General features: G+C 67.6%; 20 protein-coding genes. 14 read left to right on the top strand and 6 right to left on the bottom strand.

The window, feature by feature from the left end; all coding sequences use genetic code 11:
- Window positions 1-39: 39 nt before the first annotated feature.
- Window positions 40-1,002, bottom strand: coding sequence for a LysR family transcriptional regulator (locus V5F74_RS03855; protein ID WP_394006345.1), 963 nt, complete (start codon window positions 1,000-1,002; stop codon window positions 40-42).
- 456 nt (window positions 1,003-1,458) lie between these two features.
- Between V5F74_RS03855 and glsA the strand changes: the two genes are divergently transcribed.
- The 13 genes from glsA (at window position 1,459) to V5F74_RS03920 (ending at window position 16,775) form a co-directional block, all read left to right on the top strand.
- Entirely contained in the window at window positions 1,459-2,454 is a 996-nt protein-coding gene (glsA, locus tag V5F74_RS03860; RefSeq protein ID WP_394006347.1) for a glutaminase A, read from the top strand.
- Window positions 2,455-2,515: 61 nt separating this feature from the next.
- Window positions 2,516-4,171: an MFS transporter gene (locus tag V5F74_RS03865; RefSeq protein WP_394006349.1), complete on the top strand. Its 1,656-nt coding sequence runs from the start codon at window positions 2,516-2,518 to the stop codon at window positions 4,169-4,171.
- Window positions 4,172-4,677: 506 nt separating this feature from the next.
- Window positions 4,678-5,598 carry a LysR family transcriptional regulator gene (locus V5F74_RS03870; protein WP_394006351.1) on the top strand — a complete coding sequence of 307 codons (921 nt, stop codon included), beginning with the start codon at window positions 4,678-4,680 and terminating at the stop codon, window positions 5,596-5,598.
- A gap of 117 nt (window positions 5,599-5,715) precedes the next feature.
- Complete coding sequence (locus V5F74_RS03875; protein ID WP_394006353.1) at window positions 5,716-6,522, top strand: carbon-nitrogen hydrolase family protein; 807 nt, start codon at window positions 5,716-5,718, stop codon at window positions 6,520-6,522.
- A gap of 14 nt (window positions 6,523-6,536) precedes the next feature.
- Window positions 6,537-7,205: an RraA family protein gene (locus V5F74_RS03880; RefSeq protein WP_029557822.1), complete on the top strand. Its 669-nt coding sequence runs from the start codon at window positions 6,537-6,539 to the stop codon at window positions 7,203-7,205.
- A 77-nt stretch (window positions 7,206-7,282) separates the two neighbouring features.
- Window positions 7,283-8,329, top strand: coding sequence for an ABC transporter substrate-binding protein (locus V5F74_RS03885; protein ID WP_024279799.1), 1,047 nt, complete (start codon window positions 7,283-7,285; stop codon window positions 8,327-8,329).
- A gap of 8 nt (window positions 8,330-8,337) precedes the next feature.
- Window positions 8,338-9,432 carry an ABC transporter ATP-binding protein gene (locus V5F74_RS03890; RefSeq protein WP_394006355.1) on the top strand — a complete coding sequence of 365 codons (1,095 nt, stop codon included), beginning with the start codon at window positions 8,338-8,340 and terminating at the stop codon, window positions 9,430-9,432.
- Window positions 9,429-10,304 carry an ABC transporter permease gene (locus tag V5F74_RS03895; RefSeq protein WP_394006357.1) on the top strand — a complete coding sequence of 292 codons (876 nt, stop codon included), beginning with the start codon at window positions 9,429-9,431 and terminating at the stop codon, window positions 10,302-10,304. The genes V5F74_RS03890 and V5F74_RS03895 overlap by 4 nt, the downstream gene beginning before the upstream one ends.
- 11 nt (window positions 10,305-10,315) lie before the next feature.
- A complete protein-coding gene (locus V5F74_RS03900; protein ID WP_024279802.1) occupies window positions 10,316-11,110 on the top strand; it encodes an ABC transporter permease in 795 nt (264 codons plus the stop codon).
- A gap of 99 nt (window positions 11,111-11,209) precedes the next feature.
- On the top strand, window positions 11,210-11,953 hold the full coding sequence (locus V5F74_RS03905; protein WP_029557818.1) for an aldolase/citrate lyase family protein: 744 nt from the start codon (window positions 11,210-11,212) through the stop codon (window positions 11,951-11,953).
- Window positions 11,954-11,985: 32 nt separating this feature from the next.
- Window positions 11,986-14,031 (top strand): hydantoinase/oxoprolinase family protein, encoded by a 2,046-nt coding sequence (locus V5F74_RS03910; protein WP_394006359.1) that lies wholly within the window; start codon window positions 11,986-11,988, stop codon window positions 14,029-14,031.
- A 21-nt stretch (window positions 14,032-14,052) separates the two neighbouring features.
- Complete coding sequence (locus tag V5F74_RS03915) at window positions 14,053-15,747, top strand: hydantoinase B/oxoprolinase family protein (protein ID WP_394006361.1); 1,695 nt, start codon at window positions 14,053-14,055, stop codon at window positions 15,745-15,747.
- On the top strand, window positions 15,744-16,775 hold the full coding sequence (locus V5F74_RS03920; protein WP_394006363.1) for an Ldh family oxidoreductase: 1,032 nt from the start codon (window positions 15,744-15,746) through the stop codon (window positions 16,773-16,775). Before V5F74_RS03915 ends, V5F74_RS03920 begins: the two co-directional genes overlap by 4 nt.
- A gap of 62 nt (window positions 16,776-16,837) precedes the next feature.
- Here the strand turns inward: V5F74_RS03920 and bktB are convergent, their stop codons facing one another.
- The 5 genes from bktB to V5F74_RS03945 form a co-directional block, all read right to left on the bottom strand.
- Complete coding sequence (gene bktB, locus V5F74_RS03925; protein ID WP_394006365.1) at window positions 16,838-18,022, bottom strand: beta-ketothiolase BktB; 1,185 nt, start codon at window positions 18,020-18,022, stop codon at window positions 16,838-16,840.
- Window positions 18,023-18,158: 136 nt separating this feature from the next.
- A complete protein-coding gene (locus V5F74_RS03930) occupies window positions 18,159-19,871 on the bottom strand; it encodes a thiamine pyrophosphate-binding protein (protein ID WP_374250204.1) in 1,713 nt (570 codons plus the stop codon).
- Between the two features lie 64 nt (window positions 19,872-19,935).
- Window positions 19,936-21,498, bottom strand: coding sequence for a class I adenylate-forming enzyme family protein (locus tag V5F74_RS03935; protein ID WP_029557812.1), 1,563 nt, complete (start codon window positions 21,496-21,498; stop codon window positions 19,936-19,938).
- Between the two features lie 37 nt (window positions 21,499-21,535).
- On the bottom strand, window positions 21,536-23,395 hold the full coding sequence (locus V5F74_RS03940; protein WP_394007467.1) for a TRAP transporter large permease: 1,860 nt from the start codon (window positions 23,393-23,395) through the stop codon (window positions 21,536-21,538).
- Window positions 23,396-23,420: 25 nt separating this feature from the next.
- Complete coding sequence (locus V5F74_RS03945) at window positions 23,421-24,449, bottom strand: TRAP transporter substrate-binding protein (RefSeq protein WP_029557810.1); 1,029 nt, start codon at window positions 24,447-24,449, stop codon at window positions 23,421-23,423.
- A gap of 140 nt (window positions 24,450-24,589) precedes the next feature.
- On the opposite strand from V5F74_RS03945, the gene V5F74_RS03950 reads away from it, so the two are divergent.
- Entirely contained in the window at window positions 24,590-25,318 is a 729-nt protein-coding gene (locus V5F74_RS03950) for a GntR family transcriptional regulator (protein WP_394006368.1), read from the top strand.
- Window positions 25,319-25,356: the final 38 nt, after the last annotated feature.

Below are 25,356 nucleotides of genomic sequence, written 5' to 3' on the forward strand. Positions count from 1 at the left end.
CATCTTACCAGGCTCGCGCCCACCTCAATTACTCTTCAATTAATCTTCTAGACCCGCCACATCTTCAAGATGCTTCAACAGCCATTTCAAGCCAGCATCTCGGTTACCCCGCTGATGCCAGATCGCTTCGACTACGGCTTCTTGCGGAGCGTGAGGGAGAGACAGCATCACATGGTGCCCCGCTTCAACCAGCCGACGGGCGAAGCGCTCGGGCAACGTGGCCACCATGTCCGTACGCGACAAGATATCCGCTACGGAGGCATAGTGCGGCAGTGAGACCGCGATATGAGCTACGGCCGCGTCATCTTCGTCCGCCTCCATGAGCAGGCGATCGATCCACACCCTCCGCCAAACTCCGCGCTCATCGAGGAACCCGTCGGCGGACTGATCGCCTGAGCCGGTCAGTTCCACCACAACGAACGGGTAGGAGAACAACCGCTCCCGGGTCACGGCGCTTCCTTCCAGTGGATGACCGCGCCGGGCCACGAGCGCCTCTTTGTCTTTGAGCAGCGGCGACCGGTGGATGCGTTCAGGGAGCTCCGAAAACCAGCCTATTACCAAGTCGAGTCGCCCTTCGTCCAAATGCTGGACGACGTCGATGCGGCTGTAGGGAAAAATTCGGAGTTCAAGCTGGGGAGCCAGTTCCGCGATGCGCTGGACGAGGCCCGGAAGGATGATGCTGCTGCTATACTCGCTGGCGGCGACACGGAAGGTTCGCACGGCCTGGCATGGTGAAAACGGCGTCGCCGAAATCGCCTCATCAAGGCGCCCGAGACCGTCGCGAACCATGGGGGCGAGTTCGCGCGCCCGCGCCGTCGGAACCATGCCGTCATCGCCATAAATGAACAGATCGTCCCCAACCGCAAGGCGCAGGCGTGCCAGCGCATGGCTGACGGCAGATGCCGTCACGCCCAGTTCCCTGCTGGCGCCGCTCACGCTGCCGGTGAGCATGATCGCATCAAAGACACGGAACAGGTTGAGATCAACGCGCTTCAGAGACATTCGCCACCCTGTGATTGAAATTCATTGCTGCACTGAAGCAAATTCAGCGTTTACGGCCCCGCTTCACATTGGCATGGTTCGCTCGCGAGAAAAATGGCGGTAGCAGCGTGCGAGAATCGAGTGGCCGGCCCATAAATCGTGAGGCGGACGTCCTGAACATCGGCCCCGCATCAAGGTGATCCGCGATATCAGCAACGCCCCTCGCATGAAACCCCCGCTGCAGCACAGTATAAGTACGCCGCGATGCAATATATGTCTGAAATCATTATCATTCAAAAAAGAATGGCGGGTTGAGACTCTCTGCCTCCGGGCATAAGCTTCGGTTTGACGATTGGCATCTGACCTGCCCGTCGTTCGCGTTTTTGCTTTTGTTTGAAGGAGAATCGCAGCGCGCCGTCTCGGCGAGGCCCGATCAGGCTTCATCAAAACACGCCCAAGAAAAACGAGGAAACGCTCATGTTCAGAGACGACGATCTGCCTTCGCCCGCCTACATTTCCACAGGTCACCTACCTGAGGCAGACGAGGTCGAGCGCCTTGTGCGGCGGGCTCACGCGCGTTTCAAGGACAATGACGAGGGGGAGAACTCCAAGGTCTATCCGGCGCTGGAGCGGGTGCCGCGCGACCTGTTCGGCATCTGCGTCGCAGGAACGAGCGGGCGCATCTATGCCGCTGGTGACGTCGAGCACGAATTCACCATCATGAGTGTGTCGAAGCCGTTCATCTTCGCCCTCATCTGCGAACTCATCGGCCCCTCGCAGGCGCGTGCGAAGCTTGGCGCTAACGCCACCGGCCGCGCCTTCAACTCGCTCGCGGCGATCGAGGCCATGCCGGGTGGCATCACCAATCCCATGGTCAATCCGGGCGCCATCGCCGCCACAAGCCTGGTTCCCGGCGCGACCAGCGCGGAGAAGTGGGCATTCATCCACGGCGGGCTCTCGCGCTTTGCCGGCCGCGCGCTTCCTTTGAACGAAGAGGTGTACGCCTCCGCTATCGCGACCAACTTCCGCAACCGCTCCATCGCCCGCATGCTTCAAAGCGTCGGCGCCATCTACAGCGATCCGGACGAGGCGACGGAGCTGTACACGCGCCAATGCTCCCTCAATGTGAGCGCGCGCGACCTGGCGGTGATGGGCGCGACGCTGGCCGATGGCGGCGTCAACCCCATCACCAAGGAGCGCGTGGTGGAGCCGGACGTGTGCCACTACGCCCTCGCCGTGATGGCGACCGCCGGCCTCTACGAGACCTCCGGTGACTGGCTCTACGAGATCGGTCTGCCCGGAAAGAGCGGCATCGGCGGCGGCATCGTCACCGTCTCTCCGGGCAAGGGCGGCCTCGGCACCTTCGCCCCGCCGCTCGATGCGGCGGGCAACAGCGTGAAGGGGCAGTTGGCCGCGCGCTACCTCTCCCAGCATCTCGGCATGGATCTGTTCGTCTCGCGCCCTGAAGAGTGACGGCGCCGCCTCGCCACCGGCTCCCGCGCACCAGCACCACAATTTCGGAAGGAAAATGCCCATGACAGGTTCGACCCCGGCGCAATCGCTGGCGGGCCAGCCGCCCGGCCAGGAGGCCAAGGAGAGCTGGGTGCCGATGATCGCCATCGCGCTCGGCCAGGTGATCATGTCCTTTAACGTCGCCTCGCTGCCTGTCGCGATGGGCGGCATGGTGAAGAGCTTCAACGTGCCGCCCACCACGATCGCCACGGGCATCGTGATGTATTCCATGCTGGTGGCGGGCTTCGTGATGCTCGGCGCCAAGCTCAATCAACGGTTTGGCGCGGTCAATGTATTCCGTGCCACGGTGGTTCTGTTCGGCTGCGCCCAGGTGCTGATGACCTTCAGCCCCAATGCGACGGTCATGATCACCGCGCAGGGCCTGTCAGGCGCGGCTGCGGCGGCCATCGTGCCCTCGCTGGTGGCGCTGATCGCGGAAAACTATCGCGGCACGCAGCAGGCGACGGCACTCGGCGCGCTGGGCTCGGCCCGCGCGGCGGCCGGTGTCGCCGCCTTCCTCATCGGCGGCGTTCTCGGCACCTTCATCGGCTGGCGCCCCGCGTTCGGCATCCTCATCGTCCTTTCAGCCGTGGTGTTCGTCCTGAGCTTCCGTCTCAAGGCGGACCATGGCCGGCCAGAGGTGCAGATCGATCTGGTGGGCGTGGTGCTGGCGGCTGCCGCCATCGTGCTGATCTCGTTCGGCTTCAACAACCTCAACCGCTGGGGCCTCGCGGTGGCGACGCCGGCCGCGCCCTTCACCATCGCCGGTCTTTCGCCCGCGCCGGTCTTCATCGTGGTCGGCATCGTGCTGGGACAGTTGTTCGTGCGCTGGACCCGGCGCCGGCAGGAAGCCGGGAAGACGCCGCTGCTGGCTCTGGAGGTCATCACCTCCGGCCAGGAACGCGCGGCGGTGATGGCCATGTTCGCGGTGGTGGCGCTGGAGGCGATGCTGAACTTCTCCGTGCCGCTCTACATCCAGATCGTGCAGGGACGCTCTCCCCTCGCCACCGCCATCGCCATGATGCCGTTCAACCTCACGGTGTTCTTCTCGGCGATGCTGATCGTGCGCTTCTACGACAAGCTCACCCCGCGCCAGATCGGTCGCTACGGCTTCATGCTCTGCACGGTGGCCCTTGTCTGGCTCGCCTTCGTCGTGCGCAACGACTGGAGCGCGGTTCCGGTGCTGTTCGGCCTCGTCGTCTTCGGGATCGGCCAGGGATCGCTGGTGACGCTGGTGTTCAACGTTCTCGTCACGGCCTCGCCGAAGGAACTGGCCGGAGATGTCGGCTCGTTGCGCGGCACCACCAACAACCTTGCCGCCGCCGTCGGGACGGCCGTGGCGGGAGCGCTGCTCGTCGGGCTGCTCTCCACCATCGTGCTGGGCCGCGTCGCGGCGACGCCGGAACTGACCCCCGAGGTTCAGGCCATGGTGAATCTCGACAGCATCAACTTCGTTTCAAATGATCGCCTGAGGACGACGCTGGAAACCGCCGGTGCGACGCCTGAGCAGGTCACGGCCGCTGTCGTGGTGAACGCAGAATCCCGGCTGAGGGCCCTGAAGATCGGCTTGCTCCTGATGGCCGCTATAGCGCTCCTCAGCATCATTCCCGCCGGACGCCTGCCGGACTACAAGCCCGGGGAAATACCCGATCCAGACACGACGCCGCCCGCCAAATAGGGCAGAGTCTGCCGAGGTGCGCCCTGCCTATTCACCAGCACCTCGGCAGGCCCAGGAAAGGCGACGGCTCTTCATGGGTATCTTGGCCCAACAGAGTGGCCTCGGTCGGCAAAGCCCCCCAGGCGCCTCCTCGGCATCTTGGATTTGATACCTAGACGGTCGTCGCAAAGCGCAAAGGGCAGAAGGCCCCAACCCTGTGGTAGGGTCGAAGCAATCCTTTGGTCGCTTAGTTTTGGCTAGCCCGCCGGGAACTTCAATCCTCTCTCGCAGCACCGTCCCAAATCATTGGAATTGCACGACGCAAAGGCTTGAAACGGCACAGCGCATGCCTGTTTGTGAGCCCCCGCGTGGCTCGTGCGCGCGCACTCTCCGGCCCGCCACGACAGGCATGCCAACCGCCTTTCCGTACGGCACCCACGGTTCACGCCCGGAAAGGCGGAGGTTGCAGTTCTGGCGGCAAGGGGCATGATCGCGCCCCTCGGTCGCGGCGGGAGCCTTCAGGGCGCATGAACATAAGGTTCCTCGAAACCTTCCTCTGGGTTGCCCGGCTGCGCAGCTTCTCCAGCGCGGCGGACCGGCTCTGCACCACGCAGGCGGCCGTCTCCAATCGCATCGCGACGCTGGAGAAAGACCTCGGCGTGCGGCTGTTCGACCGCGACCTGCGCAACGTCAGCCTCACGCCGGCCGGCGAGCGGGCGCTGGCTCAGGCGGAGACCATCGTGCGACTCGCGGCCGATCTCAGGCTCGGCGTGGGCGACCCCCAGCGGCTGCGCGGGCGGGTGGCCATCGGCACCATCGATACCGTCGTCTATGCGTGGCTGCCGCGTCTCGTGGAGCATGTGAAATCCATCTATCCCGAGGTGGACCTGGACCTCACCGTGGACAACAGCCTCACGGTGGCGCGCATGCTGCTCGAGGGCCAGGTGGACCTTGCGCTCATCGCCGGGCCGGTGCTGGCACCGGGCTGCCGCAACATCGAACTGTGCAGCTATGGCTGCGTCTGGGTCGCCTCCCCGCGCCTCGCCCTGCACGGTCGCCGGCTGTTGCTGGAGGACATCGTGACCCAGCCCATCTTCGCCTTCTCGCGCGGGTCGCAACCGCACCAGAACGTGCAGAAGCTGGTGGAATCCTCCGGCCTCGACCCGCACCTCGTCCGCATCCTCAACTCCAACTCGCTGGCCACCATCACCCGCCTCGTCCGCGACGGCATGGGCGTCGCGGTTCTGCCGGATGTGGTCGTTGCCGAGATGCTGGAGCGGGAGGAACTCGTTCTGCTGGAGGTGGATGCGCGCATTCCGCCGCTGAACCTGCACGCCATTTTCCGTGACGAACCCGGCAGCCCCCTGCCCGGCCTAATCGCCCACATGGCCGCCACGATCGCCGCCGGCGCCCCCCTCGACGGGCATGCTGCACTGCACACGGAATAAGCAGCCCCCGCCTATGCCGCTCTCATAAGCATTGCTTGTCACGGCGGACAATTATTTCGCGTTTGTCGGACCTTGGTGGCTCTGCTCTGCTTGCCTCACCAGCAAGGAGGCAGGTGCGTGAAGGTTTCGCTCATCCAGATGAACAGCCAGGGCGACAAGGCGGCGAACCTCAGCGCTGCCAAGGCCCTGATCGAGGACGCGGTCGCTCTCGAACGTCCCGACCTTGTGGTCCTGCCGGAATATTACGCCTGCCTCGGCGACACGCCCGAGGAGACTCAGGCCTCCGCCGAGACCTTCCCCGAGGGGGAGGCCTACCAGCTCATGTCCGGCCTCGCACGGCGCCTGAAGGTGGCGATCCATGCCGGCAGCGTCGCCGAAAAAGACGGCAACGCCTTCTACAACACCACCCTGGTGTTCGGCCCGGACGGCAGCGAGATCGCGCGCTACCGCAAGATCCACCTGTTCGACGTGGAGATCACCGGCGGCACGGTCTACCGCGAATCCGACACGGTCAGCCGCGGCGACGAGGTGGTGACGTACAGGATCGGCGACACCACCGTCGGCTGCGCCATCTGCTACGACATCCGCTTCCCCGAACTGTTCCGCAAGCTGGCCGACAAGGGCGCCGATGTGATCGTGCTGCCCGCCGCCTTCACCCTGATGACCGGCAAGGATCATTGGGAAGTGCTGGCCCGCGCCCGCGCCATCGAGACCCAGACGTGGTTCCTCGCGGTGGGCCAGACCGGCTCGCATGCCGGTGGCAGGAAGTGGTGCTGGGGCCATTCCATGGTCATCGACCCCTGGGGCCACATCGCCGCCCAGTGCTCGGATGGGGTGGGCTTCACCTCCGCCCGCCTCGACTTTTCCTACACCGGCAAGGTGCGCGCCAACGTTCCCGTTGCCCGCCATCACGTCCTCGCCTGAGCGGAGCCTGCCCCATGTTCATCGTCAACCCCATGCCGGAGCAGATCGCGCCGGACCTCGTCGCCGAGCTTGAGAAGTGCGAGGTGGCGACCATCGGCCACGTGCTGCATTCCGGCTTCGTCGACCCTGACATCCGCGCCGTTCTGCCGGGCAAGCGGGTGGCCGGCACCGCGGTGACCCTGCGCATTCCCCATGCCGATTCCACCCTGCTGCACTATCTCACCGCCTATGTGCGCCCCGGCGACGTGGTGGTGATCGAGCGCTGCGGCGATGCGCGGCACGCCTGCTGGGGCGGCGTCATCACCAATGCCATGAAGATGGCCGGGGTGACGGCCGGCGTCATCGACGGCCCGGCCACCGACTTCTCCGAGATCGTGCGCGTGGACATGCCCATGTGGTGCCGTGGCCCCTCGCCCATCACCACCAAGCTGCTCGGCCTCGAAGGCGCGCTGAACGTGCCGGTGAACGTGGGCGGCCAGACCGTTTCGCCCGGCGACGCCGTGCTCTGCGACGAGAGCGGCGTGGTGGTGCTGAAGCCGGCCGAGGCGCCGGCGGTCGCGGCCCGCGCCATCGCCATGCAGGAGGCGGAGGTCGTCCTCCTGTCGCGCCTCGCGGCCGGCGAGAAGCTTCCCGACATCTCCGGCGCCCGCGCCATGGTGGAGGCGAAGCTCCTCTCCGCCTGAGCCCGTACAACCGCTGATTCAACACTTCACGAGAGGCCGCCCGAGCGGCCCGGTCACCTTTCCAGAGGGACAACGAGATGAACGCAGCACACAAGTTCGGAACCCTGTGCCTCCTCGCCGCCGGCCTCATGGCTGGTCCGGCCGCGGCGGAAACCAACCTGACGGTGATGGCCTATTCCGGCCTGTTCCAGGAGCGCTACACGAAGGCCGTGATCGAGCCTTTCATGAAGGCGCATCCGGACATCAAGGTCACCTTCTTCCCCCTGCCCTCCTCCGCCGCCATGCTGGGCAATCTGCGCGCCCAGAAGGCCGCGCCGCAGGCGGACGTGGTGATCATGGACGTGTCCGTCTCCAAGGCCGGCACGGATGAAGGCCTCTTCACCAAGATCGACGAGACCAACATCCCCAACGTGAAGGATCTCTACCCCAACGCCCGCATCCCCAGCGTGGCCGGCGTGGGCGTGACCTTCGACAACCTCGTGCTGCTCTACAATGCCGAGCAGGTGAAGGAGGCCCCCAAGTCCTGGATGGAGATGGCCAAGGCGCCCTACAAGGGCAAGGTGGTGATCCCCGGCGTGCCTGATATCCAGGGCCTCGGCCTCGTGCTGATCCTCAACAAGGCCAATGGCGGCACCGATTATCTCGCCAACGTGGACAAGGGCCTCGCCGCCGTGGCCGAGATCGCGCCCAACGTGCAGACGTGGGAGCCGAAGCCCGAGGTCTACGCCCCCATCATCACCGGACAGGCGGCGCTGGGCGTCGGCTACAATGCCCGCGCCCAAGTGAACAGCGAGCAGTCCGGCGGGAAGATCAAGGCGACCATCCCGCAGGAAGGCACCATCTTCCAGATCAACACCATCAATCTGGTGGCAGGCGCCCCCGCGGCCGATGCGGCGAAGACCTTCGTGAACTACGCGCTCTCCCCCGAAGCGCAGAAGAGCTTCACCGAGACCATGTTCTACGCGCCCACCAATTCCAAGGCCGAGATCACCGGCGCCGCGCTCGACCGCACCGCCGTGAAGAACCTCGACAAGGTGATGTCGGTGGACTGGATCGCCCTCGCGCAGGTGCGCGACAAGATCGCGGAGCAGTGGCGCCGCCGCGTCCTGCCGGCGAGCCGGTGAGGGCAGCCATGATCCACGCCGAGCCCGCCGAGATGACGCGCCTGGCGCAGGGACAGGGCTTCCTGTCCCTGCGGGGCCTCACCCGCCGCTATGACCATTTCACCGCGGTGGACGACCTCAATCTCGATGTGGCCAAGGGCGAGCTCGTCGCCTTCCTCGGCCCGTCGGGCTGCGGCAAGACCACGTCGCTGCGCATGATCGCCGGGCTGGTCCCCGCCTCCTCCGGCCATATCGTCGTGGACGGCCGCGACCTGACCGGCGTGGCGCCCTACAAGCGGGACATGGGGCTGGTGTTCCAGTCCTATGCCCTGTTCCCGCACATGGATATCGCCCGCAACGTGGCCTTCGGGCTGGAGATGCGGAAGGTGCCGAAGGCGGAAGCGGCGCAGCGGGTGAAGGAGGCCATCGCCATGGTCCGCCTCACCGGCCGCGAGCACCATCGCCCGGCCCAGCTTTCCGGCGGCCAGCAGCAGCGCGTGGCGCTGGCCCGCGCGCTGGTGGTGCGCCCCTCCATCCTGCTGCTGGACGAGCCGCTTTCCAACCTCGACGCCAAGCTGCGCGACGAGATGCGCACCGAGATCCGCGACATCCAGAAGCGGCTCGGCATCACCGCCATCTTCGTCACCCACGACCAGATGGAAGCCCTCACCATCTGCGACAAGGTGGTGGTGATGAACCACGGCCGGCTGGAGCAGGTCGGCACGCCCCACGAGATCTACGAGCATCCCAAGACCGCCTTCGTGGCCGGCTTCGTCGGCCGCATCAATCGCCTGCCCGGTCGGGCCTCCGGCGGTGTGGCGCAGGTGGCGGGGATCACCGTTTCCGCCCCCGGCTTTGACGGCCCCGTGGATGTGATGGTGCGGCCCCACCGCATGATTCTCTCCACCGGCCCGGCGCCGGCCGACGCGGGGCTGCACCAGCTTTCCGGCACCGTGACCCGCGCCACCTTCGCCGGCGACATCCTCGAATATGAGGTGGAGGCCGCAGGCACCCTTCTGAAGACCGAGGCATCCACCCGCGGCGGCGAGGCCCTGCTCGCCACCGGCACGCCCGTCACCCTGTCCTGGCGCCCCCAGGACACGTTCGTGTACCCCGCGTCATGACGAGCCTTGCCCTCTCCCACACGGAGCCGCGACGGCTCGGCCCCCTCGGCACGGCCAGCGCCCTGCTGCTGCCCATCGCCGTGGTGAATGCCATCGGCTTCCTGTGGCCGGTGGTGAACCTGCTGAAGATGTCGTTCCGCGAGGCGCAGGCCTCCGGCGCACTCGGCACGGGCTACAATCTGGACACCTGGACCAACGCCCTCACCGACAGCTTCACCCTGGAGCTCATCACCAACAGCGTCGGCGTCAGCCTCCTCATCACGGTGCTGACGCTGATCGCCTCCTACCCCATCGCGCTCTACCTGCACCGCTCCACCGGCACGTGGCGGACCGTGCTGATGGTGCTGGTGGTGGCGCCGCTCCTCACCTCCGCCGTGGTGCGCACCTATGGCTGGATCGCCATCCTCTCCGATCGGGGACTGGTGGCCAACGCGCTGATGGCCCTCGGCATGGCGGAGCCGCCGCGCCTGATGTTCAACCTCACCGGCGTCGTCATCGGCCTCACCGAGATCCTGATGCCCTACATGATCCTCGCGCTGCTCTCGGGCTTCGGCCGGCTCGATCCGCGGCTGGAGGAGGCGGCCCTGACGCTGGGCGCTTCGCCCCTCAAGACCTTCTGGCGGGTGGTGCTGCCGCTCACGGCGCCGGGCATGGCGCTGGGCGGGCTCCTGTGCTTCGTGCTCGCCATCTCCTCCTTCGTCACGCCGAAGCTGCTCGGCGGCGGGCGCGTGTTCCTGCTCGCCACCGAGATCTACGACCAGGCCATCGTGACCCTCAACTGGCCGCTCGCCGCCGCGCTGTCCATGATCGTGCTCGTGGTGTTCGGCATTTCCCTCACGCTCTACGCCCGCGCCCTGCGGCGCATCGCCTGAGGAGGAGAGACATGGACGAACGCCCCGTCTCCCCGGCCCTGAAGATCGCCGCCGGACTGATGTTCCTGTTCCTGCTGGCGCCGCTGCTGGTGGTGCTTCCCATCTCCTTCAGCGGCGACGACTTCATGGCCTTCCCGCCATCCAGCTGGAGCGTGAAGTGGTATGGCGCCATCTTCGCCAATTCGGTGATGATGAACGCCTTCTGGATCAGCCTCGCGCTGGCCTTCGTGGTCACCGTGCTGTCGCTCGGCATCGGCCTGCCGGCGGCCTATGCGCTGGTGCGCCTCAAGCCGCCCGGTGCGGAAGCCCTCGCCAACCTGTTCTCGGCGCCGCTCCTCCTGCCCACCATCGTGCTCGGCCTCGCCTTGCTGCTGGTGTTCGCGCCCATGGGCCTCATCGGCTCCTTCCAGGGTCTGGTGGCCGCCCATCTGATCGTCACGCTGCCCTATGCGGTGCGGGTGCTCTCCACGGCGCTGGCCAACCTGCCGCTCACGGTGGAGGAGGCGGCCGGAATGCTCGGCGCGCGGCCGCTGACCGTGTTCTTCCGCGTCACCCTGCCCATGATGCGCTCGGGGCTCGTCTCCACCACCGCGCTGTGCTTCCTCGTCTCCTTCGACGAGGTGGTGCTCTCCCTGTTCATGACCGGCCCGCGCCTGCAGACGCTGCCGGTGGCTATGTACAACCACGTGGATCAGCAGGCGGACCCCATGGCGGCCGCCATCTCGGTGCTGCTCGTGGTGCTGACCCTCGCCGTCGTGCTGGTCGTGGACCGCACCGCCGGCCTCACACGGACCTTCGTGAAATGACATCGGCCGGCGGCTGACGCCGGCCCCTCCCCACCGCTTTGCCGCTGACCCGCCTTGCGCGGGAACGGGAGAGCCTTGCCTGACGCCTGGAGCCCTGACGTGACCTCTTCCCTCGCCTCCTTCGCCTTCTGGCTCACCGCCCCGGTCTTCCCGCACATCGAGATCGCGCGGGACGCCGGCTTCACCGCCGTGGTGCTCGACATCGAGCACGGCACCTTCAACCTCGACGACCTCGACCGGGTGATCCCCTTCTGCCGGGCGCTGGGCATCAAGGTCTACGCCAAGGTGCTGGGCCCGCTCACCGAGCCGATCCAGCAGGCGCTCGATTTCGGCGCCGATGCGGTCATCATTCCCCACATCGCCGGCGTGGACCATGCGCGGCAGGTGACGGCATCGGCCAAGTATCCCCCGCTCGGGGTGCGCTCCTACGCCGGTGGCCGCACGGTGATGTACGGCCCCGCCTCGCCCACCTACGCCTCGGACGAGAACGCCCGGGTCAAGTGCTGGCCGATGATCGAGAGCCGGGAATCCCTCGCCGACGTGGAGGCCATCGCGGCCCTGCCGACGGTGGACGGCCTGTTCGCCGGCCCCACGGACCTCGCCATGGCGGCGGGCAACGAGCGCTACACTTTCTCCGACGCCGACAAGGCCGACATCGCCCGCATCGCCGCTGCCGCGAAGGCGGCCGGCAAGCCCTGGGTGATGCCGTGCTGGACCCAGCCGGAGCGCGCCTTCGCCAAGGCGCACGACGTCTCCGTCACCGTGGTGGGCGCCCAGTTCTACATGGTGCGCGCCGCCTTCGCGTCCCTGGTGGATGGCCTTTCCGCCGAAGGCCTCATCTGACCCACCCCTTCATCCAGATATCGAGTGACCTCATGAGCACCCCCTCCATCCGCATCGCCGTGGACATCGGCGGCACCTTCACCGACATCGAGATCCTCGACGGGCGCACCGGCGAGATCCATCAGATGAAGACGCCGAGCACCCCGTCCGATCCGTCCATCGGCCTGCTCACCGGCATCAAGCAGGCGAGCCAGCGCTTCGGCTTCTCCCTGGATGAGGTGCAATACCTGCTGCACGGCACCACCATCGCCACCAATGCGGTGCTGGAGCGCAAGCTGCCCCTCGGTGCGGTGGTGACAACCGCCGGCTTCGAGGACGTGATGCAGATCGGCCGCCACGGCCGCACCGATGTCTATGCCATCACCGCCTCGCCCCAGGCGGCGCTGGTGAAACGGCGCTTCTGCTATGGACTCAAGGAACGCATCGGCGCCGACGGGCGCATCATCACCGCCCTCGACGCGGCCGAGGTGCGGGCGCTGGCGGGCCAGCTGAAGCAGGCCGGCGTAAAGTCCGTTGCCGTCTGCTTCCTCAACGCCTACGCCAATCCCGCGCATGAGCAGCAGGCCGGCACCATCCTGCGCGACCTTCTGCCGGGCATCGAGATCTCGCTCTCCTCCGACATCTCCCCCGAGCTGCGCGAATACGAGCGCATGTCCACCACCACGCTGAACGCGCTGCTGGTGCCGGTGGTGAAGACCTACACCGACCGCCTCGCCGGCAAGCTGAAGGAAGAGGTGCCGCAGACGCAGGTCTATCTCGTCCAGTCCAACGGCGGCGTGGCGGGCCTTGCCAAGGCCGGACGCGAGCCGGCCCGGCTGCTGCTGTCCGGCCCCTCCGGCGGCGCAGCGGCGGCCAAGCGCCTGGCGGTGGCGCTCGACGAACCGAACCTCGTTGCCGTGGACATGGGCGGCACCAGCTTCGACGTGTCCGTGGTGCACGAAGGCAATGTCTCCATGGTCAACGAAGGCGAGGTGGACGGCCTGCCCGTGCGCCTGCCCATGATCGAGATGCGCACCATCGGCGCCGGTGGCGGCTCCATCGCCTGGGTGGATGACGGCGGACGCCTGCGCATCGGTCCCCACAGCGCGGGCGCCGAGCCCGGCCCCGCCTGCTACGGCCGCGGCGGGAAGCGCCTCACCGTCACGGACGCCAATCTGCTGCTCGGCCGTCTCGACGGATCGAGCTTCATGGGCGGCGGCATGGGCCTTGATCGCGCAGCGGCCGCGCGGGCGGCGGACGAGGTGTCCGGCAAGCTGAAGCTCTCGGCCGAGGAGACGGCGGCGGGCGTCATCGCCGTCACCAATTCCAGCCTCGCCACCGCCATCCGCCTGTCCCTGTTCGAGAAGGGCATGGACCCGGAGGATTTCGCGCTGCTCTCCTTCGGCGGCGCCGGTGGCGTCCATGCCTGCGAGGTGGCCGAGGAGCTGGGCATGAACAAGGTGATCTTCCCCGCCCATGCCTCCACGCTTTCGGCGTGGGGCATCCTGTGGTCGGACATCACCCACGACCTCTCCTCCACGCAGATCGGGCTGCTCGCGGACCTCGGCGACAGCCTCGCCCAGCGTGCCGTCCAGCTGGCGCAGGATGGCGACCGGCTCTTGGCGGAAGATGGCGTCGCGGCCGAAAATCGCGGCTTCGAATGGGCTCTGGACCTGCGCTACCAGGGCCAGGCCTTCGACCTGCGCGTGCCGCTGGAGGAGGCCGATTTTTCGGCCGACGGCATCGCCCGCGCCACGGCTGCCTTCCACGCGCTGCACCGCCAGCGCTTCTCCTATGACGAGCCCGCCGTGCCGGTGGAGGTGGTGGCGCTGCGGCTCTCCGCCATCGGCCGCCTCGCCAAGCCCACGCCGGCTCCGGCGGTGGCGGGCGTCGCCGCCGCGGACAAGTCCCGCTCCGTCTATGGCCGGGGCGGCTTCGTGGATACCCGCGTGGTGGCCCGCGAGGCGGTGACCGCCGAGGGCATCGCCGGCCCCGCCGTGGTGGAGGAGGTCTACACCGCCACTTACCTGCCCGCCGGCTGGACCATCCGCTCCCATGCCACCGGCGCGCTCGTGGCCGAGCGCACCCAGCGCCACTGATACCTTGAGGACACTCAAATCATGACAACCATCGATCCCGTCCGCCTCGAGGTGATCCGCAATGCGCTGGTCGCGGCCTCCGAGGAAATGAGCCTCACCATCTGGCGCACCAGCCGCTCCACCGTGGTGCGCGAGATCCTCGACTTCTCCACCGCCGTGTTCGATGCCGAGGGCCGCAACATCGCCCAGTCGGCCCGCATCCCGGTGCATCTCAATTCCATGTCCGACTGTCTGAAGGCCGTGCTGGAGAAGTTCATTCCGCTCGAAAGCTGGAATGAGGGCGACGTCATCGTCACCAACGATCCCTATGCCGGGGGCCAGCATCTGCCGGATATCCAGACGTTCCGCCCGGTGTTCGTGGACGGCAAGCGCGTCGCCATCGTCGGCACGCTCTGCCACCATGTGGACGTGGGCGGCGGCGCGGCCGGTTCCTATTACGCGGCGGCCACCGAGATCTTCCACGAAGGCATCCGCATTCCCCCGCTGCGCCTCGTGGAGAAGGGCACGCTCAACACCGGCGTGTTCGAGATGCTGCTCTACAACGTGCGACAGGCGGAGGAGACGCGCGGCGACCTTAACGCCCAGATCGCGGCGTTGGGCATCGGCGCCAAGGCGGTGGCGCGCATCGCCCGCAAGTATGGCGCCGACACGCTGTCCGCCGCCATGTCAGCCATTCTCGATGGCTCCGAGCGCATGATGCGCGCGGCCATCGCCGCGCTGCCGGACGGCACCGCCTCCTTCGTGGAGACGGTGGACGACGACGGCCAGTCGGAGGAGCCCATCCGCCTTGAGGTGACCATCACCAAGGCGGGCGATGCCATCACCCTCGACTTCGCCGGCTCCAGCCCGCAGGTGCGCGGCCCGGTGAACAACACCCCGGCCATGACCTGCTCGGCGGTCTATTACGCGCTGCTCGCCGCCCTCGGCTCGGACATCCCTGCCAATTCCGGCTGCTACCGGCCGGTGACGGTGGCCCTGCCCGAAGGCAGCGTGGTGAACGCGCAATTCCCCGCCCCCGTGGCCGGGCGCATGGTGGTGAACCACCGCATCGCCACCGCCGTGTTCGGGGCCCTCGCCCAGATCGCGCCGGAGCGCATCCCGGCAGCCTATTACGCCATCTCCTACGTCTATGCGGTCTCGCTGGTGCGGCCCAATGCCAAGCGGCAGGTCTATTTCGACATCGAGGTGGGCGGCTGGGGCGGCCATGCGGGCGGAGACGGCGCGAGCGCTTTGTCCTGCGGCCTCCACAACAACACCAACGCGCCCATCGAGATGGTGGAGGCGAAATATCCCGTGGTCTTCACCCGCTACGGCCTTCTGCCGGACAGCGGCGGCGCGGGCGAGAACCGCGGCGGGCTCGGCCTCGTGCGCGAATTCCGGCTTGAAGCACCGCAGGGCTCCCTCTCCACCAATTTCGAGCGCTTCCGCTTCCCGCCCTACGGCATCAAGGGCGGAAAGCCCGGCTCCCTCTCCTCCACCACCGTGACGCGGGCGGACGGCTCCGCCGTGAGCCTCAATTCCAAGGTTTCGGGCATTCCGCTGCAGGCCGGGGACACGGTGACTATCAAGACCTCCGGCGGCGGCGGCTTCGGCGACCCGGCGGATCGCGATCCGGCACGCATCGCCGAAGACATCGCCGAGGGTCTTGTGACGGAGGACGCCGCCCGCACCCTCTATGGCTATGCCCGCGCGGCGGAAAAGGGAGAGGCGGCGTGAGCGCCGCGTCTTCCGTGCCCATGACCTGCCTCAGCCTCAAGGAGGTGGAGGACCTGACCTTCCGGGCGCTGACCGCTTGTGGTGTCAGCCCGGCCAATGCCCTGTCGGTCACCGCCTCGGTGGTGGCCGCCGAGGCCGAGGGCGTCCATAGCCACGGCCTCGCCCGCCTGCCCACCTATTGCGCCCATGCCAAGGTCGGAAAAATCGACGGCAAGGCCATGCCGGAACTGACCCGCCCCCGGCCGGGCCTTGTCCGCGTGGACGCAAGGGACGGCTTCGCCCATCCCGCCATCGACCTCGGCCTGCCGGCCCTGTTCGAAGCGGCCAAGACGCAGGGCATCGCCGCGTTGGCCGTGACCAATTCCTACAATTGCGGCGTCGTGGGCTACCATGTGGAGCGCATCGCCAAAGCCGGCCTGATGGCGCTCGGCTTCGTGAATGCGCCGGCCTCCATCGCCCCGGTGGGCGGAACGAAGCCGGTGTTCGGCACCAATCCGGTCGCCTTCGCAGTGCCCCGCAGCGGCGAAGATCCGCTGGTGCTGGACCAGTCGTCCAGCGTCATCGCCAAGAGCGAAATCGTTGTGCATCAGCAGCGGGGCCAGAAGATTCCGCTGGGCTGGGCGCTGGACCGGAACGGCAATCCCACGGACGATCCAGCTGCCGCTTTGGACGGCGGCACCATGGTTCCCTCCGGCGGTCACAAGGGCGCGGGGCTGGCGCTGATCGTGGAGCTGTTCGCAGCCTGGATCACGGGGGCGAACCTCTCCATCGACGCCTCCTCCTTCGCCGACAATGCGGGCGGCTCGCCGCGCACCGGGCAGTTCTTCATCGCCGTGGACCCCGGCCCGCTGGCCGGCCCCGATGCGGCAGCGCGGCTCGCCCACCTGTTCGCGGCCATCGTGGAGCAGGAGGGCGCACGGCTGCCGGGCTCCCGCCGCGCCGCCGCCCGGCGCCAGACGGCAGATGCCGGGGTGCGCATTCCGGCAATCTTGAAGGACCGGCTCGACACCATCGCGGCCGGCGCCTGAGGGACGAGCAGATGGGCGCGCGGCGTTGCCCCGCCCACCCGCTCATGGTCGTCGAGGATGCCTCAGGCCGCCTCGACGACCATGGCGATGCCCTGCCCGCCGCCGATGCACATGGTGACAAGCCCGTACTTGCCGCCGATGCGCTTGAGCTCATGGAGGATCTTGACGGTCAGGATGGCCCCGGTCGCCCCAACGGGATGGCCGAGGGCGATCGCCCCGCCATTGGGGTTGACCTTGGCCGGGTCGAAACCGAGCGCCGCTCCGACCGCGCAGGACTGAGCGGCGAAAGCCTCATTGGATTCGATCACGTCGAGGTCGGCGACACCAATGCCCGCGCGTGCGAGCGCAGTGCGCACAGCCGGCACCGGGCCCATCCCCATCTCGGCGGGATCGACGCCCGCCAGCCCCCAGGAGACGAGGCGCGCCAGCGGCGTCAGACCACGCTTGGCGACCGCCTCCCGCGAAGCGAGGACGACCGCGCCCGCCCCGTCGTTGATGCCGGACGAATTGCCGGCGGTGACGGTTCCGCCCTTGGCGAAAACCGGGCGCAGCCGCGTGAAATCATCAAGGCTCGCCTCCCGCCGGACATGCTCATCGGTGTCGAAAATGACGGTGCCCTTCCGGCCGGAGAGCTCGAAGGGGGCGATCTGGTCCTTGAAATAGCCCGCCGAGATGGCGTGTGCCGCCCGCCGGTGGCTTTCGAGCGCGGCGGCGTCCTGCGCGTCCCGGCTGACATCATAGCGCTGCGACACGGTTTCAGCAGTCACGCCCATGTGGCCGTGGCCGAACGGATCGGTCAGCACGCCCACCATCATGTCCGCCGCCTGCGCATTGCCCATGCGCTGACCCCAGCGCGCGCCCGGCAGCAGGTAGCCGGCACGGCTCATGCTCTCGGCACCGCCCGCGAGCGCAGTCTCCGCATCGCCGAGCATGATCGCATGGGCGGCGGTGAGGATCGCCTGGAGGCCGGAGCCGCACAGGCGGTTCACCGTGAGCGCCGGCGCCTCCTTCGGCACGCCCGCCTCCATTGCCACCACGCGGGAGATGTACATGTCGCGCGGCTCGCCATGGATGACGTTGCCCACCACGGTCTGGCCGATCTCCTCGGCCGCAAGGCCGGACCGGGATATGGCGGCGCGGGCCGCATGCGCGCCGAGCGTCGTTGCCGCCAGGTCCTTCAGACTTCCCCCGAAATCACCGATGGCCGTACGCGCTGCTGAAACGAAAAAGACTTCGGCGCCACTCATGGGAACGTCCTTCGGTGTGCGGTCATTCGATGCGGAATCCAAATATCAGCGAATTGGAAGTCGACCTACTCTTACGTCAGAGCGCCGTATTGACGGCGGCGCCGCTCTGCGGTGAGCGGCGAGAGCGGCGCTGGCTTCATCCCTGCCGCCACGCCCGCTCGGCCTCGTCCCAGGCCGCGAGGGGCTGGAGATCGGGCACCCAGGCGAGGCCCGATTTGCCATCGGAGGACACCGCGTCCGACGTCACGACCACATCCAGCAATGCCGGCCGGTTGGCCAGCGCGCGGGCGATGGCGGGAGCGAGGTCCTCCTCGCGCTCCACGCGCTCGCCATGCATGCCGAAGGCCCGCGCCATCATGGCGTGGTCGGAATGCTGGAGGCGCGTGCCCACCACCTTGCCGTGGGTCTCCTCCTGATCATGGACCTCGATCTGCCATGCCCCGTTGTTGGCGACGACGATGAGCACCGGCGCCTTGTGGCGGACCGCGGTGTCGATCTCGATGGCATTGAAGCCGAAGGCGCCGTCGCCGGTCGCCACCAGCACCGGCTTGTCGGGATATTCGAGGCTGGCGGCAATGCCGTAGGGCACCCCCACGCCGATGCAGCCGAACGGCCCGGGATCGAGCATGGCATCGGCGCTGAGGCCAACGCGCCCGAAGGCGAGGAAATCGCCGCCGTCATTGATCACCACCGCGTCGCGGCCGACCGCGTCCTGCAAGGCAGCGAGCAGGCGATTGGGGTGGAGCCGGCCGTCGGCGCCGGCGGGGGCGGCGGCCATGGACTGGCGCAGCTTCGCCGCGCGAGACCGATGCCCGTCACGCAGCTTGCCCGCCCAGGCCGGATCGATGGCGGACGCGCGATTGCCGGCGGCCTCGACCAGCGCACCGAGCGTGGCCGCCACGTCCGCGACGATCTCCACAGCCCCGCGCCGGTTGTCGCGGACCTCGGCGGCGGCATCGCTGATGCGCACGAACTGCGCGGCGCCGAACACGGCGGGCGACCCGAAGCCGAGCTGGAAGTCGAGCTTGCGTCCCACTGTCAGCACCACGTCGGCGTCGCCCATGGCTGCGCCGCGCATGGCGCCGATGACGGCAGGGTGGTCATCCGGGATCACGCCCCGGCTCTCGCCGGTGTCGAGATAGACCGCGCCGAGCCGGTCGAGAAATGCGGAAAGCTCGGGCCCCGCCTGCCGCGCGCCGCGACCGGAAATGACGAGCACGCGTCGTGCGCTCCACAGGAGATCCACCGCCGCGGCGATACGGTCCGGGTCAGGCAGCGCGCGCACCCGCGGCTTGGCGGTCATGTGCTCCGCCATCCGGAGCGCCTCGGGGACCGAAGCGCGCAGGGTGTCCACCGGGAAGTCGATGAAGGCGGGGCCGGGCACGCCGCCTTCGCCGAGCGCACACGAGATCGCCTCGTCCAGCTCGGCGAGCGCCAGCGAAGGCTCACGCACGGTTCGGGCATAGCGGGTGATGGGGCGCAGCAGCTGGCTCTGGTCCATGTCCTGAAGGCCGCCGCGGTTCTCCTGCGGGCGGGGCGAGGCACCGGACAGGATCAGGACCGGTGCCCGCGAGACATTGGCATTGGCGATGCCGGTGATGGCATTGGTCACGCCCGGGCCGGCCGTCACCAGGGCAACGCCCAGGTCGCCCGTCAGCTCGGCATGCGCCTGCGCCATATGTACCGCCCCGCGCTCGTCGCGTACATCGATGATGGCGATGCCTTCGGCGTCGAGACGCATCCACAGCGGCATGATGTGCCCGCCGCACAGGGCGAACACGCGCTTCACGCCGCGTTGCTTCAACACCTTGGCCACCATGGCGGCGACGCTGTCGGCAGAGACCTTCATGGACGTTCTCCCTGGCGCCTGCGCGGGCGCGCGGCGCTGTTCTGATGCGGCGAACCTTGGAGGATCAGACCTTCTCGCGGGCGAAGCGGGTCTTCAGCTCGCGGTAGAGCACCTTGCCGGTGGCGTTGCGCGGGATGTCCTCATGGCGGACGAAATCGAAGGAGCGCGGGCGCTTGTAGCCGGCGAGTCCATCCTTCACCCATTCCGCGAGCGCCGCTTCGGAGAGCGAGGCGCCGTTCTCGGTGACGATGACGGCGTGGACGCGCTCGCCCCATTTGCCGTCCGGCACGCCGATGACCGCCACGTCGCGCACCTGCGGATGGGAGGCGAGCACCTGCTCCACCTCGGAGGGATAGACGTTCTCCCCGCCGGAGATGATCATGTTGCTCTTGCGGTCGACGAGATGGATGTATCCGTCCGTATCCCGCCGGGCCATGTCACCTACCGAGCAATAGTCGCCGCGGAAGGCCTCACGGGTCTTTTCCGGCAGCCGCCAGTAGCCATCGAAGGTGTAGGGCGTGCGCGAGAAGAGTTCGCCCACGCCGCCGTCCGGCACCTCGTTTCCGTCCTCGTCCAGGAGGCGGATCGGCGCCGAGCCGATGCACTCGCGCCCCACCGAGCCGAGCTTGGAGAACTGCTCGTGGGGGTGCAGGAAAGTCACCCAGCCGGTCTCTGTCGCGCCGTAGAGCTCGAACAGGCCGGAATTGGGGAACATCTCCATCACCGCGCGCTTGGTGTCCGGCCGTGCGGGGGCGGAGGACACCATGAGTTTGGTCACCGAGCCGAGGTCGTAGCGCGCCCGCTCGGCACCGGAGAGGCCGAGCATCAGCACGTAGTGGGTGGGCACCAGCGAGGTGAAGCTCGCGCCGCTTTCCGCCAAAGTGCGCACGCAATGCTCGGGATCGAAGTTCGCCCGCGAGTAGATGTTGATGGTGCCGCCGCAATAGGCGAAGGCGCCGAAGAAGTAGAGCGAATTGGCATGGCACATGGGCATCACCAGCAAGGCGCCGTCCTTACGGTGGATACCCAGCTCGATCTCAGTGGTGAGCGCGAGCAGCGCGCTGCCGCGATGGCTACGGATGGCCCCCTTCGGGTTGCCGGTGGTGCCGGACGTGTACATGAGCGTCCAGGGATCATGTTCCAGCACCACCTGCCCGGGCTCGCGCGCCGAGGCTGCGGCGAGCAGCGCCTCGTAATCGCGAAAGCCCGCGGGCGCCGGCCCGGAACCGAAATGGATGATGCGGTCGTCGCCGATGGGCAGGTCCGCGCGCACCTCTTCCACCACGCCCGCCAACGCATCTTGCACGATGAGGGCGGCGACGTCGGCATTCTCGGCGATGAAGCGCACTTCCCGTCCGGTGAGGCGGAAGTTGATGGGCACCGCCACCAGGCCGGCCTTGGCGGTGGCGGCGTAGATTTCCACCCACTCGATGCAATTGTAGGCGAGCACCGCGACACGGTCGCCCTTGACGAGGCCAAGCCCGAGCAGGGCATTGGCGAGGCGGCAGGCCCGCGCGTTCCACAGCGCGAAGCTCATCTCCCGCTCCAGGTCGCGGGCACCGATCCGCTCGGGAGACAGGCGCGCGTGGGCGGCGAGCATCTGCCCGAAATTCAGCACGTCAGTCATGATGCGATCTCCGAATGCGGCGCTCGGGGCCGCGCAATCAACGGATGAAGCCGGTCGAAATCCACGGCACGGCGGCAACGATGAGCGTGCCGATGAAGAGCGCCGCGATGTAGCCGATCATGGGCCGCATGCCCTCGTCCGGCCGGATGCGGCTGATGGCGGAGGCCGCGTAGTAGCCGACCCCGAACGGAGGGGCGAAGAGGCCGATGCCCATGGCGAGGATCACCACCATGGAATAGTGCACCTCGTTCACCCCGACCTGCCGGGCGATGGGAAACAGGAGCGGCCCGAAGAGCACGATGGCCGGGATGCCTTCCAGCAGGCTGCCGAGCACGATGAAGGCAACGAGAGACACCAGCATGAACCCCACGGCGCCGCCCGGCAGGCTCGTCATCATGTGCGCCAGCGCAGCGGAGAAGCCGGACTGGGTGAGCGCCCAGGCCATGCCCGTGGCAGCGCCGATGATGAGGAGGATCGCCCCCGAAAGTGCCGCCGTATCCACCAGCATGGGATAGAGCCGCCGCCAGTCGAACCGGCGATAGATGAGGAGCCCGGCCAGCACCGCATAGGCGATGCCGATGGTGGACACCTCGGTTGCGGTGGCCACACCCTCGATCACCGCGGCCCGGATGATGAACGGCAGCGCGATGGCCGGCAGCGCCACCACGAGGGCTTTCGCGACCTCGCCGAAGCTGGCCCGGCGCACGCCGGAGAGGTCATCCTTGCGGCTGCGCAGCCACACCACGCAGCACAGCAGCGCACCCACCACCAAAGCCGGCATGAGGCCGCCCGCGAACAGCGCCGCGATGGACACGCCGGTGACGGAGCCGATGGTGATCAGCACGAGGGAGGGCGGAATGGTCTCTGTCTGCGCACCGGTGGCGGCGAGCAGGGCGAGCAGCTCGCCGCGATCCGCCCCGCGCTTCTCCATCTCGGGCAGCAGCACCGGGGCGATGGCGGCCATGTCCGCGGCCTTGGAGCCGGAGATGCCGGAGACGAGATACATCGCCCCGACCAGCACATATTGCAGGCCGCCGCGCACGTGGCCGAGCAGGCTGGCAAGAAAGGCCAGCATGGCCCGCGCCATCCCGGTCATCTCGATGAGCACGCCGAGGAAGACGAACAGCGGCACCGAGAGCAGGACGAAGTGGCTCATGCCCTCGTCCATCCGTCCGATCACCACCGAGTGCGGCAGGCGGGTGGTGAGCGCGATGTAGCCGAAGGTGGCCGTGGCGAAGGCGAACGCGATGGGAATGCCGGCCAGAACCATCGCCCCCACCAGCCCCACGAAGAAGATGAGCAGGTTGAGGTTACCAAGCCCGGTGAAGGACGGGCGCAGGGCGGCGAAGACCGCCGCCGCCACCACCACGAGCGCCACGGCGGCGAGCGTCACCCGCCAGTCCGTCCGTTCGATGAGGCGCAGCACCGCGAGAACGAGCATGAGCGCGAAGCCCACCGGCAGCGCCGCCACGCGCCAGCCGGCGGATATGTCGAGGGCGGGGGTCGAGACGATGATCTCGTCCACCGCGAACTCGTAGGCCGCGCCGAGGGCGAGCGAGAGGAAGAGCAGCGGAACCGCGATGGCCAGAGCATCGAAGAAGCCGCGGTACGGCTGGCTGAGGCCGCCCACGAAGGCACTCATCCTCATGTGCTCGCCGCGCTCGAACGCGACCACGGCCCCGAGCATGGCGAGCCACAGAAACAGGATGCTCGCCAGCTCGTCCGACCAGATCAGCGGCGCGTGGAACACGTAGCGCGCCAGCACGCCGGCGAACAGCACGAGAATTTCGGCCACCACGAGAACCGCAACTGCGGTTCCCGTCACGTGGCGGATAACGGCGCCGATGCGCGCCGGAAGTCCGGCCGCCGCAATGGCCGGTGCGGGGGCGATGCCCATCTCGAGCTGCACGTCGGCCTCCCGTTCAACCGACGGGGCCGGCGAACTTCTGAAGCAGATTCCAGGCGTCGTCGCCGAACTTCGCACGGGCGTCCTTGTAGAAGGACGTCTTGGCCAGCGCCTGCTGGAAGACTTCGGCATTGGTGGTGTTGAAGACGAGGCCCTTGGCCTCGAGATCGGCCTGCAGCGTCTGGTTGGCCTTCACGATATCCGCCCGCTGCTTGATGGCGGCGGCATTGAAGTGCTTGGCCATCACCTGCTTCAGGTCATCCGGCACGCTCTTCCAGACCTTGCCGCTGGCGAGCAGCCAGAAGCCGTCCCAGGCATGGTTGGTGAGCGAGCAATACTTCTGCACTTCGAAGAACTTGGCGGTGTAGATGAGCGCCAGCGGGTTTTCCTGCCCATCGGCGATCTTCGTCTGCAGCGCGGAATAGGCTTCGGCCAGCGGGATCGACACCGGCGATGCGCCGAAGGCCGAGAACATGGAAACCCACAGGGGAACCAGCGGCACGCGGATCTTGAATCCGGCGAGGTCGCCCGGCTCCCGGATAGGCCGGGTCGAACTGGTGATCTGGCGGAAGCCGTTGTCCCACACCTTGTCGAAGCCGACGAGGTTGGCCTTCACGAGGTTGGACCGGATGAGGTCGCCCACCGCCCCGTCCATGGCCGCCCACACCTTGTCATAGCTGGTGAAGGCGAAGCCCACGCCGGTGAGAGCCGTGATGGGCAGGATGGTGGAGAGCACCGTGCCCGGCATGGTCGCGAGCTCGAGGGCGCCGGAGCGCAGCTGGCTCATCATGTCCGGATCGCTGCCCAGCTGATTGTTGGGGAACAGCGAGATATCGAGCGCGCCATCGGTCTCCGCCGAGATGGCGGCGATGGCCTCGCGCAGGCGCACGTTCACGGAATGGCTGTCCGGCAGGTCGTTGCCGAACTTCAGCTTCAGCGGCTCGGGCTTGGCGAACACGGCAGGCGCCGCGAGCGAAACACCGCCCGCGGCAGCGCCGCAAGCGGCGGTGAACTGAAGGAACGAGCGTCGATTGAAGGTGGTCATCTGGCGTTTCTCCCAGGGCAGCGTGCCGGACTGAATGTCCGGTCTGAATTCGAATTCAGAATACGAATTCAAAAATCAAATGCAAGCCCTATCCAGAATCCGCCCGTAAGGGGTATATTCGTTGCGTGAAGAGGGGACCGATGCGCGCGCTTGCCAGCCAGCCCAGCCTTGTCGACCAGGTGGTTGAGGCCATCACCGCGGAGATTGTCCGCGGTGATCTTCCGTCCAACTCACGCCTGATCCAGGACGAGTTGGCGCGCGCCTATGGCGTGTCGCGCCAGCCGGTCCAGCAGGCGCTGCTTCTGTTGCGCAGTCGTGGACTGGTGAAGGAGGCGGAAGGCAGGGGCCTGATCGTCGCGCCGCTCGACGTGGACTTCATCCGCAACCTCTACCAGATCCGCGCGGCCATCGAAGGGCTTGCGGCCAACCTCGCCGCGCGCAACGGCAGCGCGCGGGCGAAGGCGGAAGGCGGGCGCTATATCGAGCTGGGGCTGGAGGCCGTGAAGAGCGGCTCGCTCGACAAGCAGATCGAGGCAGACGTCGCCTTCCACGCCTTTCTCGGCGACATCTCCGGAAATCCGCTCCTCAACGAGACGACGGTGCCGCATTGGCCCGCACTCCGCCGCGTGATGGGCGAAGTTCTGAGAGAAGACGTGGGAATGCCCAGCAACATCTGGGATGAGCACTCTGCGATCATGGCCGCGGTCGTCGCGGGCGACGGGGAGACGGCCGAGCGGCTCGGCCGCGAACACATCCTGCGTGCGGCGGACGTCTTCGTCGCGCGGCTGAAAGCCCAGCAGAAGCTGCAGAGCCACGCCTCCACCAGCCGTCGCATCCGGCTCAGTCCGCGCGCGGTGGCGGCGGACTGAGCCGTCCCCGGAAGGAAGGTCCAGCGTCAGGCCTGGCC

Origin of the sequence: Xanthobacter aminoxidans, assembly GCF_043193615.1 — a bacterium.
In the GTDB taxonomy this organism is placed as follows: Bacteria; Pseudomonadota; Alphaproteobacteria; order Rhizobiales; family Xanthobacteraceae; genus Xanthobacter; species Xanthobacter aminoxidans.